The sequence below is a fragment of the Prosthecobacter gellanilyticus genome (assembly GCF_007992435.1).
Classification (GTDB): Bacteria; Verrucomicrobiota; Verrucomicrobiia; order Verrucomicrobiales; family Verrucomicrobiaceae; genus Prosthecobacter; species Prosthecobacter gellanilyticus.
On record NZ_BKAG01000006.1, the window covers coordinates 168293 to 184796 of the forward strand.

Below are 16504 nucleotides of genomic sequence, written 5' to 3' on the forward strand. Positions count from 1 at the left end.
CCAGTCACATGACCGACCCAACCATCCCGAACGCTGAGATCCAATCCATCCTCGAAGCGCGCCATGGCGACCCCTTTGGCTTTCTAGGCCGCCACACCCGGGCCGATGGCGCGATGGTGGTGCGCACGTTTCAGCCAGAGGCGCACACCGTGAAGGTGGTGGCGCGTGATGGCAGCATCGAGTGTCCTTTGGAGAAGGTCCATTCCCAAGGTTTCTTTGAAGGTGTGGTGTCAGGTGCTGCGGCCAGCGGTGAGTATGACATCGATGTGCGGACGATGGGTGGCAAAAGCAGCCGCTTTGCGGACCCTTATTCCTTTGGCACGCTGCTGAGCGACCAGGACATCTACTTTTTCAAAGAGGGCACCCACCAGAAGCTGTGGCACAGCCTGGGGGCGCATCTGAAAAGCTACAGCGGCATCAGCGGTGTGCAGTTTGCCGTGTGGGCGCCGAATGCGACGCGCGTGTCCGTGGTGGGTGACTTCAATGACTGGGACGGCCGTATGAATCCGATGCGCAACCGCGAGGGTGTGTGGGAGCTCTTCATCCCCGGCATCACCGAGCTGGCGCACTACAAGTTTGAACTGGTGGGTGCGGATGGCGGCCTGCATGTGAAAGCAGATCCCTTTGCCTTCTTCGGCCAGCATGGTCTGCAGACGGCCAGCCTGGTCTTCAATCTGGACCGCTATGGCTGGCATGATGCGGAGTGGATGCAGCAGCGCGAGGCCAAGAACCTGTACAAGACGCCGATGAGCATCTATGAGGTGCATCTTGGCTCGTGGAAGCGCATTCCGGAGCAGAAGAACCGGCCGAAGTCGTATCGCGAGCTGGCGGACGATCTCATTCCCTATGTGAAGAGCCTGAACTTCACGCACATCGAGCTCATGCCGGTGTCTGAGTTCCCCTTTGATGGCTCGTGGGGCTATCAGGTCACGGGTTACTTCGCGGCCACGAGCCGCTTTGGCAATCCGGACGAGTTCCGTGAGTTCGTGGACCGCTGCCATCAGGCGGGGATTGGTGTGATCCTGGACTGGGTGCCAGGGCACTTCCCGAAAGATGCTTTTGGTCTGGCCAAGTTTGACGGCTCAGCGCTCTATGAGCATGCGGATCCGCGCCAGGGCGAGCACCAGGACTGGGGCACGCTGATCTTCAACTACGGCCGCTCTGAGGTGAAGGGCTTCCTCATCGCCAACGCGCTGTACTGGCTGGAGGAGTTCCACATCGACGGCCTGCGCGTGGATGCGGTGGCCTCCATGCTGTATCTGGACTACAGCCGCAAGCCCTGGGCCTGGGTGCCTAACAAATACGGTGGTCGCGAGAATCTCGATGCGATCGACTTCATGCGGGAGCTGAACAAACTTTGCTACGAGAAGCATCCCGGCACCACGATCATCGCGGAGGAAAGCACCGCGTGGCCGGGTGTGTCCAAGCCCACGGACACCGGCGGGCTGGGCTTTGGCTTCAAGTGGAACATGGGCTGGATGAACGACACCCTGCACTACATGGAGGAGGATCCGGTGCACCGGAAGTATCACCATGGCGAGGCCACCTTCTCCATGCTGTATGCCTATGATGAGAACTTCATCCTCGTGCTGAGCCATGATGAGGTGGTGCACGGCAAGGGCAGCCTGATCAACAAGATGCCGGGTGACCGCTGGCAGAAGTTTGCGAACCTGCGCATGCTGTATGCATGGATGTGGGCTCACCCCGGCAAGAAGCTGCTCTTCATGGGCGGTGAGTTCGGCCAGTGGCAGGAGTGGAATCATGAGCGCAGCCTGGACTGGCATCTCTTCCTCGGTGAGGAACATGCGGCGCTGCAGCATCTGCTGAGGGATCTGAACCATCTCTACATCACGCGGCCTGCGCTGCATCAGATGGACCATGAGCCGGGCGGCTTCCAGTGGCTGGATGCGAGTGATGGTGATCACAGCATCTTTGCCTTCATGCGCATCGCTGCGGACGGTGACAAGGTCTACTGCGTGATCAATGCCACGCCGGTGCCGCGCAAAGGCTATCGCGTGGGTGTGACGGAGCCGGGCAGCTATCTCGAGCTCGTGAACACGGATGCTCCTGGCTATGCTGGAAGCGGCATGGTGAACCCTCTGCCAATGCCTGCGACTGAGACGGAGTGGCAAGGGCAGCCGTGGAGTATCGTCATCGATCTGCCGCCACTGGGCGTGGTGTGGCTGGGGAGGTGATTGGCGGGGGCTGTGTTGATTCGCGGCCTTTTTACAGGATTCACAAGAGGGACAGGATTCACAGGATGGATCCTGTTCTGGTGATGTGATTTTTGGTTAGGGTATTGAGGCTGCCACCGCACAAGGAGACGCTACAGCGACTGCTGGAAATATGAGCGAAGGCGAGTCGGAGAGAGCCATGGGGAGACGCCAGGGGACTGGCGCACTACGGGCTGCCGCGACTTCGGTGCGAAGCATGAAAAAGCCCAAACCCCTGATGGACAAGGATTTGGGCTGGTGAAGTGGACTTGTGATGAAAATCAGCCGCCGTAGAAGCTGGCGATTTTCTCGTTCACGGAACGGAGGCGGCGGGCGATGGTCTTGCCGACGCCAATGAGCAGCCAGGCGGCGGGACGGGGATACTGGTTGATGTAAGCCTCGAGGCTCTTGGAGTCGATGCGCCAGACCTGGCTGAACTCCACGGCGGTGACGGTGGCGCTGGCGGCGGAGGGATCCAGCAGGTTGATCTCGCCCACGGTCTCGCCGGTGCCAACGCTGCCGAGGAGGACCTTGTGGCCGCCGCGCATGGCAGTGGCGTGGAGCTTGCCGCTGATGATGAAATAGAGACCGGTCTGGACGCTGCCTTCCTCAATCAAATGACTGCCAGGCTGCACGGGTTTGAACTCGCCGTAGCCGCTGAGGATGTCGCGGTCTTCATCGCCGAGAGGCTCCATGATGCCGAGGGCGGGAATTTGGGGGGTAGAGAAGTCTGCGCTCATATTTAAAGGGAAGAACGCGATTTTGTAGGTGACGGCCCGAACGATGGCAAGCCTCGGAAAAAGATTTGCCGAAAAGTTTCCGCCACCGAAAGAGGCTCTGCTACGACCGTTCTGACCTCTGAAGACCATGTTTTCCGCCCTTCGAACCGCCCTTTTTGTCCTCCTGACCGCCACCTGCCTCCCGGCCGCGGAGGCGGAGTTTCCTCTGGTGCCTGCGCAGGAATGCCACCCGCGCGCGGGCTTGCCGAATTTCCTGCACAAGGTGAGCCAGCCAGGGGCGGAGCTGAAGGTGGGCTACTTCGGCGGGTCCATCACGGCACAGCCGGGCTGGCGGGTGAAGACGCTGGCGCATTTCCAGAAGACCTGGCCGCAGGCGAAGATCAGCGAGATCAATGCGGCAATCGGTGGCACGGGCTCTGACCTGGGTGTCTATCGTCTGCAGCAGGACATGCTCTCGCAGAAGCCGGACCTGCTGTTTGTGGAGTTCGCGGTCAATGACGGCGGCGCGCAGCCGGAGCAGATCATCCGCTGCATGGAGGGCATTGTGCGGCAGACGTGGCGCGCCCTTCCAGAGTGTGACATCTGCTTTGTCTATACTTTGACGGAAGGTCTGGCCCCGGATCTGATGAAGGGGAGCTTCCAGCGCTCCGCGAGTGCGATGGAGAAGGTGGCGGATCACTACAGCATCCCGACGATCCACATGGGCATGGAGGTGGCAAAGCTGGCGAAGGAAGGCAAGCTGCTGTGGAAGGCGAAGCTGCCGAAGACGGATGAGGAAAAGAAAATCGTTGGGGACAAGTTTGTCTTCGCTCCGGACAGCGTGCATCCGCATGTGGAGACGGGGCATGAACTGTATCTGCAGGCCATCCTGCGCTCCTGGCCGGCGGTCACGAAGGCGAGCGGCAAGCCCGCTGCGCATGTGCTGGCGGCACCGCTGAATGAGAACAACTATGAGAAGGCGAAGCTGGTGCCGATCACAGCGGCGAAGCTGAGCAGCGGCATCACGGCGGTAGATGTGAAGACGGATGACTTTGGCAAGCGCTGGGCGAACCGTCTGCCGAATCTGCACACGGGATCGAAGCCGGGCGAGACGATCACCTTCAAGTTCAAGGGTGTGCGCTGTGCCATCTATGACCTGGTGGGCCCTGACTGCGGCCAGGTGACCGTCAAAGTTGATGACGGCCGGGCGAAGATTGTTCCGCGTTTTGATGCGTATTGCACGTATCATCGCCTCTCCACGATGACGATTGGTGATGGTCTGCCTGATGAAGTGCACACGGTGAAAATTGAGATCTATCCCGACCAGCCTGACAAGGCGGCGATCCTGGCGAAGAACGGCAACAAGATCGACAAGCCTGAGCGCTTTGACGGCACGAAGATCTTCCCCGGAGCGATCTTGCTGGTGGGTGAGATTGTGGAGTGAAGATCAAATGCAGTGTTGTTTCGAAGACCTTCATCACCTGCATGTCTGACCGTCTCTCCATCGCTCTCGTCAACACACGTGCGCAGCTTCTGGCGCTGCGGAATGAGGCGGGGCATTGGGAGGGGGAGCTGAGCAGCAGCGCACTGAGCACGGCGACGGCGATCGTGGCGCTGCATGGGGTGGATGCGATCCGGCATTCGGGGATGATTCATGCGGGTGTGCGCTGGCTGGTGGCGAACCAGAATGTGGATGGTGGCTGGGGGGACACGACAATCAGCAAGAGCAATCTCTCCACGACGCTGCTGTGCTGGAGCGCGCTGTATCTTTGTGGTGAAGGGGCGGAGGATGTGAAGTCTTCGAGGCAGCGTGCGGATTCGTGGATTTTGAAGCAGGCGGGATCGCTGGATCCGTCGTTGATTGCGAAGGCGGTGACGGCGCGGTATGGGAAGGACAAGACGTTCTCCGTGCCGATCCTGATGCTGTGTACGATTTGCGGGACGATGGGCGAGGGCGCCTGGAGGCGGGTGCTGCCACTGCCGTTTGAGCTGGCGGCGATGCCACGCAGTTGGTTCGGCGCCATCGGGCTGCCGGTGGTGAGCTATGCGCTGCCGGCTCTGATCGCGATTGGTTACACGCGGTTTGTGAATGCCCCGCCTGCATGGTGGAACCCCATGCGCTGGCTGCGAGCTGCCTTGTGGTGGCGGATTTCGCCGATGCTAAAGGCGCTGCAACCAAGCAGCGGCGGCTATCTGGAGGCCACACCGCTGACGAGCTTTGTGACGATGGCATTGGCAGCCGGTGGTGAGAAGACGCATGCCTGCGTGCCTCTGGCGGTCGAATTTCTCCAGAGGTCGATGCGCGCAGATGGAAGCTGGCCGATCGACACGAACCTGGCCACGTGGGGCACGACGCTGTCGGTGAAAGCGCTGGGCGTGCTCGAACCTGTGGTGAAGGAATGGTTGTTAGGTCAGCAGTATCGAGAGGTGCATCCTTTCACGAATGCGGCACCGGGTGGCTGGGCTTGGACGGATTTGCCTGGAGGTGTGCCGGATGCGGATGACACTTCGGGGGCACTGATTGCCTTGGCCAAGGCAGAGAAGGCAGAAGACACGGAGACGCGGAGACACGGAGACGCGGAGAGAAAGAGGGAAGAAGACACCAAGACTCTGAAGGCGGTGGAAGCTGGGATCACTTGGTTGCTGGATCTGCAGAACCGGGATGGGGGGATGCCGACGTTTTGTCGCGGATGGGGGGCGCTGCCGTTTGACCGGAGCACGCCGGAGATCACAGCGCATGCGCTGCTGGCGTGGTGGCTGTGGGAGCCGGAGGCTTTAGATGAGCGCATTGAAGAAGGCACGAAGGCGGCGCTGGGATATCTGCGGAGGGTGCAGAGCCAGGAGGGTGCATGGACACCTCTTTGGTTCGGCAATGAACATGCAAAGGAGGAGGAGAATCCTGTGTATGGTACCGCCATGGTGGTGGGGTATCTCACGGGCACACCGAAACTGGCGGATCAGACGCAGGGACTGATCCAGAGCGGTGCGCGCTATCTGATGAGGATGCAGAAGGCTGATGGCGGCTTCGGTGGAGATGCGAATGCTCCGGCGATAATCGAGGAGACGGCGGTGGCGGCCTATGCGCTGCTACAAGCGGGCGGCGCTGAGGCCAAGACGGCGGCACTGCGCGCGGTGCAGTGGCTGCTACGCGAAACGAAGGACGGGACGAGTTTTCCGTCAGCGCCCATCGGGCTGTATTTCGCACGGTTGTGGTATCATGAGAAGCTGTACCCGGTGATCTGGACGATGCAGGCCCTGAGAGCGGTGAGCAGTGGGCCGTAAGCGGTGGGCGGTGGATGCCTAACCGAGAATGCTTAACTGCTGACCGACTACGGTTTACAGCCAACCAGTGTTAGACCTGCGGTTCCCATTCTTCCATGGCAAGGCTGACGGCGCCGAGGGCACCGGCATCATCGCCGAGGGCGGAGGGGACGAGCTGGATGTTCATGTTTGGCAGCACGGGGGGCAGGGTGGAGACGAGGGCGGAGATCTCCTCACAGAAACGCGGGCCGAGGGAGGTCAGGGGGCCGTGGAGGAAGATCTTTTTCGGATCGACCAGGAGCTGCACGCTGCGGATGACGCGGGCGAGATCGAGCACGATCTTTTTCCATTCTTCGGACTCGGGATTGGCGACTTGCTCGAGGGCGGAGCGAAGATCCGCGGGCAGGGGAGCATCTGCAGGGAGGCCGGCGAGGCGGCGGTAGATGGCGGTGGCCGAGAGCAGGTCATGCATGGCCTGGGTGCCTTCCGGCTGCGGCCAGGTCCATAGACCGACCTCGCCTGCCATCTCATGTGCGCCGCGCATGAGCTCGCCATTGTGCATGATGCTCATGCCAAAACCGCTGCGTGGGCCGAGGACGACGTAGTCATCAAGGTCAGCACCATCGCCGAACCAACGTTCTGCCAAAGCGATGACGCGGAGGTTGTTTTCCAGGGTGGCTGGCACGCGGAAGCGCTGGCGGAGGACATCCACGATGGGCACGTCCTTCCACTGGCGGACGAAGGAGAAGTAGCGGGCGATGCCGTGCTTCCGGTCCACGATGCCGGGAGCGCCGATGCCGATGCCCAGCAGGGGCTCGGTGCGGTTGACGCTGATCTTTTCCAGCACCTCCACAAGCGCGCGCAGGACAGTGGGCATGTCCGGATTTTCAGGCAGGTCACGCTTTTCGGTGGCCTGGACCTTGCCGGAGAAGTCCACGCAGGCGGCCTGGACACGCTGCGCATTGAACTCGATGCCCGCGAACCAGCCTGCGGAGGGGCGGAGGCCGAGCAGACGCTGCGGGCGGCCGACATTGGCACGACCGAGACCGAGCTCTTCCACGAGGTTCATGGCTATGAGCTGGTCCACATACAGACCCAGCGTGGAGGCGGAGGCGCCGAGAGCCTTGGCCAGGGCCGTGCGCGAGGTGGCCCGACGACTGCGCAGATGCAGGATAGTAGTGGCGAGCAGGGCGCGGTGATCGGAAGGCTTGCGACGCATGAGGTGGGGAAAGTCACTCTTTTGCCCAATGTGTGACCATCTTGCCAGAATATATTAGAAGTTTTCTCAAATGGAGGATGCCGAAAATCGGTAGTGGCGTGACGCGAGGCCTACGGGGTCAGGGATTTTTAACCGCAGATGACGCAGTGGGCTCAGATGTTCTGAGGCAAGGTCTGGGGCGGTGGCTGACCCTCTTTTTTGCGGAACGGGTGGAGGAAGTTTCTGCCTGTTTGTGGCAGGCTGTGGCATGCATGCTGTTTTGTCTCTGCTTTTGGTGGTGCTGCTGGTGCCGGGCCTGGTGGGTTGTCGCCCATCTGCCTCTGCACCTGTGCCAGCCTCCGTGCCTCAGCGCTGGAATTTGCTGGATGAGAAACATGCGCCGCTCTGGCTGCCGGCGGGCATTCCGGATGAGGGGAAGGTGATGGTGGAGAAGGCAGAGATCACGCTGGTGACGGGGCTGCCGATGACGGGCTGCAAGTTCGCGGCGTGGTCAGAGCTGGGGCTGCCAGGCACAAGCTACCGCATCACCTATGAGGCGCTGCGTGTGGAGGGTGAGGACAGCTTTGGCATGTGCACGTTTCCGGTCAGCAGTCATGAGGCGCATGCGACTTTCGTGATCGGCGGCTGGGGAGGCACGCTGACGGGGATCTCAAGCATCGACTTCAAGGACGCGAGCGAGAACTCCACGCGGGCTGAGCAGCGGTTCGAGAACGGCGTGTGGCAGCGGGTGCGGATCGAGGTGCGGCCGGAGGACATGCAGGCCTGGGTGAATGACAAGCTGGTGGTGAATGTGAGCATCAAGGGGCGGAAAGTGGGGCTGCGGCCTGGCTTCATTGACCATTGCGTGCCCTTTGGGTTCGCCACCTGGAACACCACGGGGAAGGTGAGAAGTGTTGTGGTGGAAAATTTGAAATGATAGGGCTGGCACAGCCGATGCGTGACAAACCAGTCGCACCCCCTATTTTGCACACTGTTCATGGATCTGCATCTCGCCACGCCCATCGTCTATCGCCCCAATGTCGCCGCCATCCTTCTCAATGACCGTGGCCAGATTTTCGTGGCAGAGAGGCTGAACATCCGCGGCGCGTGGCAGTTTCCTCAAGGCGGCATCGATGAAGGTGAGGACGCTGAAACGGCGCTCTTCCGCGAGCTGGAGGAGGAGATCGGCGTGAAGCGCGAGCAGCTGGAGGTGCTGGAGAAGCGCGAGGGGTATCGCTACGCTTTCTCCAAGAACCGGCTGAAGTACGGGATCTATGGCGGGCAGGAGCAGGCCTACTTCCGCTGCCGGTTCCTCGGCCAGGACAGTGATGTGAACCTGGCGGCCACGCACCAGGAGTTTTCCCAATGGCGGTGGATCGAGCCGCGCGAGTTTCAGATGAGCTGGGTCCCACGCTTCAAGCGCGGGGTGTACCGGGCGGTGTTCATGGACTTCTTCGGCATCACTCTGGAGATGCCGCGCGACTGATGATGGCCTAACTTATTTTCAATCTATCCTTCATGCCGCCCCGCCCTGACACACCTCATGACCGCCCTGTGAAAGGGCCGAAGTGGGTGTCGCCATGGGGCTTTGATGATGAGTGGGAGGACGAGCAGCGGCGCTATGAGAAGGCGAGCCGTCCGCCTGAGCCGCCTCCGGCACCAGCGGCGAAAGCGCCCCCGAAAAAGGCGGTCCAGGAGACAGCTCCACCCGTGCGGGGTGGTCCGCCTGTGGAGGCTGCACCTGCTGCATCAACGCCAGATGCATCTGATCAAGCGGCAGCACCGCCGAAGGCCTCAGACGGGCGGCAGGTTTCCGCAAAGCCGCTGAGCGCGCCTGCGATCGTGAGTTTGCGTGAGGAGGTGTCTTCCGTGCTGGAGAAGGTGGAGGCTCAGGAGTCTGCGCCGGCTATGGTATCTGGGGAACCCGTGAGGAAGGCGACGCCTGCCGAGTTGAGGCTGGATGAGCGCTTTCGCCCGCCGGCAGATTTGCTGCTTCATCATGCGTCCGCTGCTGCGCCAGGTTCCGCATCTGCGCCACCTCCTGTGGCAGTGCCGGTGCTGGCTTCGAAGCCTGCTGCATCTGCATCTGCAGCTGCTGCCACGTCAGCCGCTGCGCTGGTGGCCGTGCCTGCGCCGAAGACTGCTGCAGCGCCAGTGGCAGCGCCTCAGACAGAGATGAGCAGGAAGACATCTGCGGCTGAGATGCCGCAGGATCCACCCACGCAGAAACGACCCGCGCCGGTGCCGAACAGTGTGCGGCGGCAGAAGCCCGAGTCTGTTTTCCCATGGAGCACGGTGCTCACGGCGCTGCTAGGGTTGGCAGGCATCTTTTTGTTAGGCTCGATCTACTTCGTCGACGTGACCCCGGCTCCTGATGATGACCTGGCGCTGAATGTGGCCGCGGACACCGCGCCGAAGATCGCCGGGCCGGAACGGCTGGGGATGTTTTTACAAGCGGTGAACCGGCTGCCGGACACCCAGCTGGCTCTGAAACCTGCGTGGCTGTGGGAGGAGCGCATGCTGCAGAGTTTCATGCAGGGAAACAGCGCCGCGGTGGATGCGCTGCGTGACCTGCTGGGTGACTTTGACTGGCATCCGCATCACGCCGCGTGGCATGCGGAGGATCTGAGCGAGCACGCCTCCTGGCCGCATGCGCGCCTCCTGCTGCAGGCACGGGTGGTGCACCTCATCCGCACCGGGCGGGAGCAGGCGGCGCTGGATGCCGCGCTGGATCTGGGCAGGCTGGCGCGTCGGCTGCAGGAGATGTGGTCCTGGCCCGGGTATGCGCAGCGTGCGCAGGAGCTGCACATGGCCTGTGTGCAGACCACGGCCCTGGTGCTGAAGGACACACGGCTGTCCTCTGCCGAACTGAAAGTGTGTCAGGATGATTTCATCACGCTCCTACCGTCTGACGAGCTGCTGCAAGGTGCGCTGAACGGCCTGTATCTGCATGAGAAGAAGCTGCTCTTCGGCGAGAACAGCGGCGAGCCGCTGGACACGATGCCGAATGGTGTGCTGGGTGAGCGGCCGGGACGCCTCTTTTTCAAAAAGCAGGAGACGCTGGGCCTCTTCGCCGAGGCATGCCGGCAGCTGCGTGACAAGGTGGTGGAGGTGCCTTTCTCCGCCAGGAGCGCTGCCAGGCCTCTGGCGCGGAACCTGGCCTCGCTGTGGTTTCAGCCGAATGGCGCTGGCCAAACCTACTTTGCTCAAAAAATCGATGCTACCCGTGAGCTGCCGGAGCGGCATCACCTGGGCCACGCGCGGCATGCGCTGGTGCTCTCTCTCTTCGCCATCCGCCGCTCTCTGGCAGATCATCAGAAGCTGCCCTCAGGTCTCTCTGAGCTGCGTCCCCATTATCTGGCGGAGGTGCCGCTGGACCCTTACTCCGGCGAGCTGCCGCACTATGATCCACTGAACGGCGTGCTGTTTTCCGTGGGCGATGATTTCCGCGCCGAAGGAGGTCACATCACCGACCCGCCGATGATGGATCCCGCGGAACCGACACTGGAGCTGGGGATCGCCGTGGCGGTGCCCGTGCAGGCGGGGAAGTAGAAAGTGGCCTGCAGTGTGTTGTGTTGTGGGACGAAAGAGAAAGGCCTTTGATTTGGTGGCTTTTCCAAAGTGGCTACCCCTCAAGGACTCGAACCTTGAACAACAGAGTCAGAATCTGTTATGTTACCATTACACTAAGGGGTAGTGTTTTTCGGCGGATGGCTATCCTGGCATGCTTCCAGCATAGTGCAAGGGCTGTGTTTGAGCGGAAGGATGGAAAAATGTGCCTGAATGGACAGTCGATGGGGGACCTGAGACGAGCCCGCTGGCTATCCCTCGAGGACTCGAACCTTGAACAACAGAGGCAGAATCTGTTGATGCTTCGCTTCTCGTGATCGCTCCCTATCAGAGGCGTTCATTCAACAAGCCACGATGTCGAAGCGTCAGGAAGCGGCGAGCTCTTTCCGGCAGGGCGGCGGCAGTCCGGTCAGAACGGCCTTCTCTTTGCCCCGTGTGGAGAGTGGGAACAGGCGCTGCTGATCGAGCTGGCCGTCTTCCGTGTAGATGCACAGGTAGCTACCGCTTCCTTCCAAAGACCGTGCTGCGGCGTGGATGGCCTGGGCACGGGTGCTGCCCACATAGATCTGGGTGGCAGTCTCCTCGGCAGGACGGAAGAGCACCCAAGCCTTGATGCCTGGGTGGTAACCCAGATGGTATTCCGTAAGCTGGACCATGGCCGTTCAGGTTAGGGAGAGGACTGCGGTGTCCACGGCCTCCGCGTGTTCCGTGGACATGTGGATTTCAAAGGCAGTCCGGGCCTGCTGGATGGCGGCTTCCTCAGCCTGTCTTACCGGGATGCCTTCGAAGCGGGTGTGGCAGATAGGGCAGCACCAGGAGGCCATGCCTTCTTTTCCGGGTTCGCTCAACAGGACAACCATGATGTTCTCCTTCCATTCCTCCAGCGTTTGGGGATCACTCTTCATGTGGTGGGATCGCTCACTCGGGAAAGATTGGACGTCATGAGGAGTGCTTATCGGGGGCTCAGGCACCGCCAGCATCGGTGAACTTTTCCTTCATAACCTGGGTTTGATCCCCAACGGCACCTTGCTGGAGGAAGCGAGTCCGCTGGTCGCAGGGCTTGCACCTCAAAGATGCGTTTTGAACTTAGAATCGAGTCAGGAAAACACTACAGATATGTCAGGTGAATTTGGGTGGTCTGATGGGCGATGGGATAAAATACTCCCTCCTGATTATAGACGCCTAGGCATCCAAGTTTTATTATAACGCGAATATTAGATATGACTCTTGTTAGCCAACGTGATCAGTATGCCTGTGCTGCAGCCTGCGTTGAGTCCATCCAAAGGGATTGGGGTGGTCCCGCTCACAGGGTTTCACTGGTCAGCAGGAGTGAGGCTACCTTCCCTGTCGGTCGTTATGGCGGGAAAGTGGATGATCATAAATATCTCCGAGGCCTCTGCGCACGCTGCGGGCTGAAGTCGGGTGTGATGGACGATCCCAGTTTGTATTTTGATCCCGAGAAGGAGGCGCTCCTGGCTTATGTGCACTGGTATGCGGATGAGGATCAGAAGCAGTGTGTCCGCATCATGAAAGCCAAAGGTGACCAGGTGCTGGTGATGACTCCCCTGGATGCTGCGCTCCAGCTCATTCCTCGTGAATGGATTCAGGAAACGTTTCTGGTCTGGCGGTGAGCAAACAATCTATTTCGAGTATCCGATCCAGATGACATCTCTGGGCCGGACTTCGAAGCGGGATCTGAGGGCTTTGTCCATCGCGACATTGCAGGCTCCATCATAGGGGGCTTCCGCCCGGTAGACGATGACGAAGAGGTTCTTGGGGTAGTCTTTGGGGCAAGAACCTTTCATGGTCTGCATCACCTCGGCGAGTGTCTTGGCAGCGGTAGGCTGGAGGATCTTTGCCAGGGCATCTGGCTGACCACTCGCAGGCGCAGACCTCATGATCACATAGATGCGGTCTTTCAGAGGGATGGGGCTCTCTGCTTTGTCACCCACAGCGATCCCGCTGCGTGTACATACCAAGGACCTGCGAAAGTGTGTTGATGCAGAGCCAGACTGCAAAGGAGGATGAGGAATGGTTTCATGGCAATGGGGGGCGAGGATGGTAATCGCGGCTCAGAATGAATGCATGATCTGCAGGTCACTAGGCTGGTTGGTTTAAAAATGGTTAGGTCAGCTCCTGCGTAATCGGCTTCACAGCCTTCACGGCCTCCGCATACTTCACACCGCTGGCGAGGCCGCGGTAGCGTGCCAGGATGGTCTTGGTGTCGGTGGCGGCGTCTTTCTGCGGATCAAAGGGGGCATTGCGCACGAATGCCATGAGGCCGCCTAACCATTCGGTGACGGCGGGCCATTCGGCGGTGACATCGAAATACGTGTCGGGGGCGAAGTCGATGGTGTGGCCGGGGCCGTTGTCATACCAGTAGACTTCGCCAGGGCTGCGGACCTGGTCTTGGCCAAGCAGGCGCGCGGGCTGAAACAAAGCCGCGTGGCAGATGGCGCTCGTGGCTTCGTGATCGGGATGGCGATCCTTCGGCCAGAGCATGAAGGCGATGTCTGGCTGCACATCCGCCACGACCTGCGCCACGGCACGCTTGGCCTCCAGCGTGGCCTCGAAGCCCATGGAGGAGTAGTTCAGGAAACGCATCTCGATGCCGCGCTCCTTCGCCATGTCGATGGTCTTTTGCTTCAAGGCTTCCTCGCGACCTTTCACAGGCGGCCAGTTCGTGTAATCACCGATGAGGCTGAGAATGACCACGCGGTGATGTTGCTTCACCGCTTTCAAAAGTGTGCCAGGCAGTCCGAAGGGGCAGTCGTCATAATGGGCACCGAGGGCGAGGATGGTCTTGGGCATGGGAGTAAAACGGAAAATTTAGATGTCTTCCTTCGGCCAGGCGAGGAACTCGGAGAGGTGATTGGCGATCTTCTCGGGCTTTGCTTCGGCAGCTCGAGGGAGGTCGTCGCCGCCTCTATTGTAGACGGGAGGATCGTCGCTGCCGGGGAGGATCCAGTACTCATCATACTCGCCCTGGGCAAAGCACACGTAGCGCTGCGAGTCGCCTGGTGGCTGGCGGATGGCGTCCAGCGTGGCAGGGACGCGGTCCAAGATCATGTGCAGCTCTTCGTCATTCTCCAGACCTTTGGGGTAGAGCATCCAGGGGCCCGGCTCATACCATTCAGAATCAGGGAAGTGCATGGCTTTGTAGGCGGCGGGCAAGGTCACGCCCAGCGTGGATTCGAGCGCCTCAAACTCAGGGTGTAAAAGGGCGTGCTCCCATTTCTCACGGGCTGCCTTGTCCTGCGCCTCGGTGGTGGTGGACATGCGCTTGAAGGGTAGCTGCAGGAGCTTCCAGCCCATGTAGATGAAGCCGAGGGAAAGGAAGACTCCCAGGAGACCAACAAAGAAGTCCTTGGGTGTCATCTCAGTATGATCGCCGAACAAGAGATTCATCAAAACAAGGATGCCCGTGCCCGCGCTGATCAGGCCGAAGAGCCAGCTTCCGATGAAGATGATGATCCTGTAGAGCCAGGAAGAAGCTCCGTTTTGACTCTTCCAGTCCAGGTAGCTTTTCAGCTCGATGGCCTGCAGGATGCCGAGCGCGGGGCCGACTAGCAGAAAGAGGATGTAGGCGATGGTCGTGATGACACCCTGGATGTTGGCGCCGATGTCTGACGGCCTAACCACAAAGATCCAAATGAGCGCCGCGCACCAGGCGAGGAAGTTGATCAAGCAGCCGCGTTGCGCGCGCCTGCCTTCGCAGTGCAGATGCTTGAAGGGTTGCTGGTCCTGATTATTCATGAGGAGCTTTTGTTGAGTCACAACCTGTCGGCCGCAGCAAACGTGAGAATAGTCTTGGCCCTGAGCAATGCGGTGAACAGTCTTTTTTCCTGCCAAACTCCTTGCCCCGGTAGAAAAGTGGAAGCCAGAATAGCAGACATGAAGTTGTTGCCCGTATCTCGTCCTGAACTGATCAAGCGCTTTCGCGCTCTAGGGTGGCACGGGCCTGTTCCGGGTGGAAAACATCAGCACATGGTCAAGGGCGCGATACAGCTATCGATACCGAATCCCCATGGGGGCAAGGAGATCGGAGTTCATTTGCTCAAGATCATCCTGGCTGAGGCAGGAATCTCTCGGGAGCAGTGGCTCAGGCTGTGACTTCTTCCGGAAGTTTGAGCTTGGGCAAACCCATGCCACGACGAAGCGCCAGGAGAACCCATGCCTCCAAGGCTCCTGCGAGTTCCTTGAGAACCTCCCGCTTGTTCTCACCTGTGGCCAGCAGGCCGCGAAAACCAGGGATCTTGGCCACATAGCCTTCATCACCATCCAACTTCACCACTCGGGCGAGTTTGATGGCAAGTTGGCAATAGCGGCGAAGGTCGTTCATGAAGGAAAGTATGATCGTGGAGGATCAAAAGGCAATCTTGAAACACCACACATCACTTCTTCGCCCGCACCTTGATCTCCACACGGCGGTTCAGGCCTTGCTCTTCCACTGTGCCGCTGGTGCTGACGATCGGCTTGGTCTTGCCCATGCCGGCGGCCTGCACGCGATCCGTGCCCAGACGGAGGGAGTTTTGCAGCCACTGCACCACCGCGTTTGCTCGGCGGAGAGAGAGGTCCAGGTTAAACTGCTCACCACCAAAGCTGTCCGTGTGACCTTCCACGATGAAAAGGCTGTCCGGGTTCTTTTGAATCAGGAAGCCTAGCTTCATGAGGCTGAGGCGCGCGCCTTCAGCGAGCTGGTCACTGCCATACTCAAAGAGCAGATCCGTTGGCATCAGGATGGGGGCGGTGCTGCCGCCGAGAGCGCCACCACCGCCGCTGAGCAGGTCGTCGAGATTGCTGAAGCCTTTGACACGGGTGCCGGCGGCATCGCCCACGCCTTGTTTCTTCAGTTCGCCGACGAGATCGGTATCGATGGAGCCCGAGGCGTCCTTGGGTTCGAGAGCACCGGCATCCAGCAGCATCTGTTTCTCTGAGACGGGCTTGGAGAGGATGTCCCGCCGCACTTCGGCCATCGCGCTGCTGAGATCCGGGGCGGCCATGGCAGACTGCGGGGCCAGCAGAGCGGCCATGTCCATGTTACTGCCACGTGGGTTGCGGCCTTCACCAGGATCACTCTGGCGGAGAAAATTCGTGACCTCCTTCACGTTAGGCGTCAGGTCGATCTCCTGGTTCTCAGGGATCATCTGAGCCTTGTCGAAGTTATCCAGATTGGCCTCAAAGGACTTGATGTCCGGCTGCGTGCCCGGGGCAATCATTTCCGGGATCTCCTGGATGGCCTTTTGCTCCTGGAGCAGACGCGGGTCGATCTTGATGCGGTCCGGCACCTTCTTTTCCGGCACCGCGCGCATGGAGCTGCTGCCCATCACCATGCTGATTTTATCGATGCTCACATACAGCAGGCCGTGAAACCCGAAGGACAGGATGACCGCGAACATGATCCACCATTTCAGGCTCCAATCCTCGCGCGAGCGGAAGGCGGCGCGTGGGGTGCCATTCCAATTCGTGGTGGAGGAGAGCTGGGACATTGCGGGGCAGGGACGGGGTCGTGGTCGGGCTGGAGCTAGCGGGTAACATAGCAC

At 60.3% G+C, this 16504-nt stretch carries 17 protein-coding genes and 1 tRNA gene; 8 read left to right on the top strand and 10 right to left on the bottom strand.

Going from position 1 to position 16504, the window contains the following annotated elements:
* The first annotated feature begins 8 nt into the window (after positions 1-8).
* Positions 9-2195 carry a 1,4-alpha-glucan branching protein GlgB gene (glgB, locus tag BGE01nite_RS06260; RefSeq protein WP_170266632.1) on the top strand — a complete coding sequence of 729 codons (2187 nt, stop codon included), beginning with the start codon at positions 9-11 and terminating at the stop codon, positions 2193-2195.
* Between the two features lie 299 nt (positions 2196-2494).
* Here the strand turns inward: glgB and BGE01nite_RS06265 are convergent, their stop codons facing one another.
* Positions 2495-2953, bottom strand: a complete 459-nt coding sequence (locus BGE01nite_RS06265) for a Crp/Fnr family transcriptional regulator (RefSeq protein ID WP_218032916.1) — start codon at positions 2951-2953, stop codon at positions 2495-2497.
* Positions 2954-3080: 127 nt separating this feature from the next.
* Here BGE01nite_RS06265 and BGE01nite_RS06270 point away from each other — a divergent pair, with 127 nt between their 5' ends.
* Together BGE01nite_RS06270 and BGE01nite_RS06275 are read left to right on the top strand one after the other, a co-directional pair.
* Positions 3081-4376, top strand: a complete 1296-nt coding sequence (locus BGE01nite_RS06270; RefSeq protein ID WP_146849550.1) for an SGNH/GDSL hydrolase family protein — start codon at positions 3081-3083, stop codon at positions 4374-4376.
* Between the two features lie 41 nt (positions 4377-4417).
* Entirely contained in the window at positions 4418-6214 is a 1797-nt protein-coding gene (locus BGE01nite_RS06275) for a prenyltransferase/squalene oxidase repeat-containing protein (RefSeq protein ID WP_146849552.1), read from the top strand.
* Positions 6215-6284: 70 nt separating this feature from the next.
* Here BGE01nite_RS06275 and BGE01nite_RS06280 read toward each other — a convergent pair whose 3' ends face one another.
* The gene (locus BGE01nite_RS06280; protein WP_146849554.1) at positions 6285-7412 is read right to left on the bottom strand and encodes an ROK family protein; all 1128 of its coding nucleotides are present in this window, start codon (positions 7410-7412) and stop codon (positions 6285-6287) included.
* A gap of 247 nt (positions 7413-7659) precedes the next feature.
* Here BGE01nite_RS06280 and BGE01nite_RS06285 point away from each other — a divergent pair, with 247 nt between their 5' ends.
* Genes BGE01nite_RS06285 through BGE01nite_RS06295 form a run of 3 tightly spaced genes read left to right on the top strand, consistent with a single transcriptional unit; the run spans position 7660 to position 10943 of the window.
* Positions 7660-8328, top strand: a complete 669-nt coding sequence (locus tag BGE01nite_RS06285) for a 3-keto-alpha-glucoside-1,2-lyase-like domain-containing protein (protein ID WP_146849555.1) — start codon at positions 7660-7662, stop codon at positions 8326-8328.
* A gap of 60 nt (positions 8329-8388) precedes the next feature.
* Positions 8389-8877 carry an RNA pyrophosphohydrolase gene (locus BGE01nite_RS06290; RefSeq protein WP_146849557.1) on the top strand — a complete coding sequence of 163 codons (489 nt, stop codon included), beginning with the start codon at positions 8389-8391 and terminating at the stop codon, positions 8875-8877.
* A gap of 32 nt (positions 8878-8909) precedes the next feature.
* Entirely contained in the window at positions 8910-10943 is a 2034-nt protein-coding gene (locus tag BGE01nite_RS06295) for a hypothetical protein (RefSeq protein ID WP_146849559.1), read from the top strand.
* A 70-nt stretch (positions 10944-11013) separates the two neighbouring features.
* Here BGE01nite_RS06295 and BGE01nite_RS06300 read toward each other — a convergent pair.
* The 3 genes from BGE01nite_RS06300 to BGE01nite_RS06310 all read right to left on the bottom strand — a co-directional run bounded on the left by BGE01nite_RS06300 (position 11014) and on the right by BGE01nite_RS06310 (position 11866).
* Positions 11014-11087 (bottom strand) — tRNA-Gln (locus BGE01nite_RS06300).
* A 239-nt stretch (positions 11088-11326) separates the two neighbouring features.
* Positions 11327-11617: a DUF2188 domain-containing protein gene (locus tag BGE01nite_RS06305; RefSeq protein WP_146849561.1), complete on the bottom strand. Its 291-nt coding sequence runs from the start codon at positions 11615-11617 to the stop codon at positions 11327-11329.
* Positions 11618-11623: 6 nt separating this feature from the next.
* Complete coding sequence (locus BGE01nite_RS06310; protein WP_146849563.1) at positions 11624-11866, bottom strand: hypothetical protein; 243 nt, start codon at positions 11864-11866, stop codon at positions 11624-11626.
* Positions 11867-12388: 522 nt separating this feature from the next.
* On the opposite strand from BGE01nite_RS06310, the gene BGE01nite_RS06315 reads away from it, so the two are divergent.
* The gene (locus BGE01nite_RS06315) at positions 12389-12592 is read left to right on the top strand and encodes a hypothetical protein (RefSeq protein ID WP_170266634.1); all 204 of its coding nucleotides are present in this window, start codon (positions 12389-12391) and stop codon (positions 12590-12592) included.
* A gap of 9 nt (positions 12593-12601) precedes the next feature.
* Here the strand turns inward: BGE01nite_RS06315 and BGE01nite_RS06320 are convergent, their stop codons facing one another.
* From BGE01nite_RS06320 to BGE01nite_RS06330, 3 genes are all read right to left on the bottom strand, one after another.
* Positions 12602-12859 (bottom strand): hypothetical protein, encoded by a 258-nt coding sequence (locus BGE01nite_RS06320; RefSeq protein ID WP_146849566.1) that lies wholly within the window; start codon positions 12857-12859, stop codon positions 12602-12604.
* Positions 12860-13085: 226 nt separating this feature from the next.
* A complete protein-coding gene (locus BGE01nite_RS06325; RefSeq protein WP_146849568.1) occupies positions 13086-13772 on the bottom strand; it encodes a PIG-L deacetylase family protein in 687 nt (228 codons plus the stop codon).
* Positions 13773-13790: 18 nt separating this feature from the next.
* Positions 13791-14717, bottom strand: coding sequence for an SMI1/KNR4 family protein (locus BGE01nite_RS06330; RefSeq protein WP_146849570.1), 927 nt, complete (start codon positions 14715-14717; stop codon positions 13791-13793).
* 138 nt (positions 14718-14855) lie between these two features.
* Here BGE01nite_RS06330 and BGE01nite_RS29800 point away from each other — a divergent pair, with 138 nt between their 5' ends.
* Complete coding sequence (locus BGE01nite_RS29800) at positions 14856-15074, top strand: type II toxin-antitoxin system HicA family toxin (RefSeq protein ID WP_146849609.1); 219 nt, start codon at positions 14856-14858, stop codon at positions 15072-15074.
* On the opposite strand, the gene BGE01nite_RS06340 is transcribed toward BGE01nite_RS29800, so the two are convergent.
* Together BGE01nite_RS06340 and BGE01nite_RS06345 are read right to left on the bottom strand one after the other, a co-directional pair.
* The gene (locus tag BGE01nite_RS06340) at positions 15064-15303 is read right to left on the bottom strand and encodes a type II toxin-antitoxin system HicB family antitoxin (RefSeq protein WP_146849572.1); all 240 of its coding nucleotides are present in this window, start codon (positions 15301-15303) and stop codon (positions 15064-15066) included. The genes BGE01nite_RS29800 and BGE01nite_RS06340 overlap by 11 nt on opposite strands.
* A 52-nt stretch (positions 15304-15355) precedes the next feature.
* Entirely contained in the window at positions 15356-16450 is a 1095-nt protein-coding gene (locus tag BGE01nite_RS06345; protein WP_170266635.1) for an OmpA family protein, read from the bottom strand.
* Between the last annotated feature and the right edge of the window lie 54 nt (positions 16451-16504).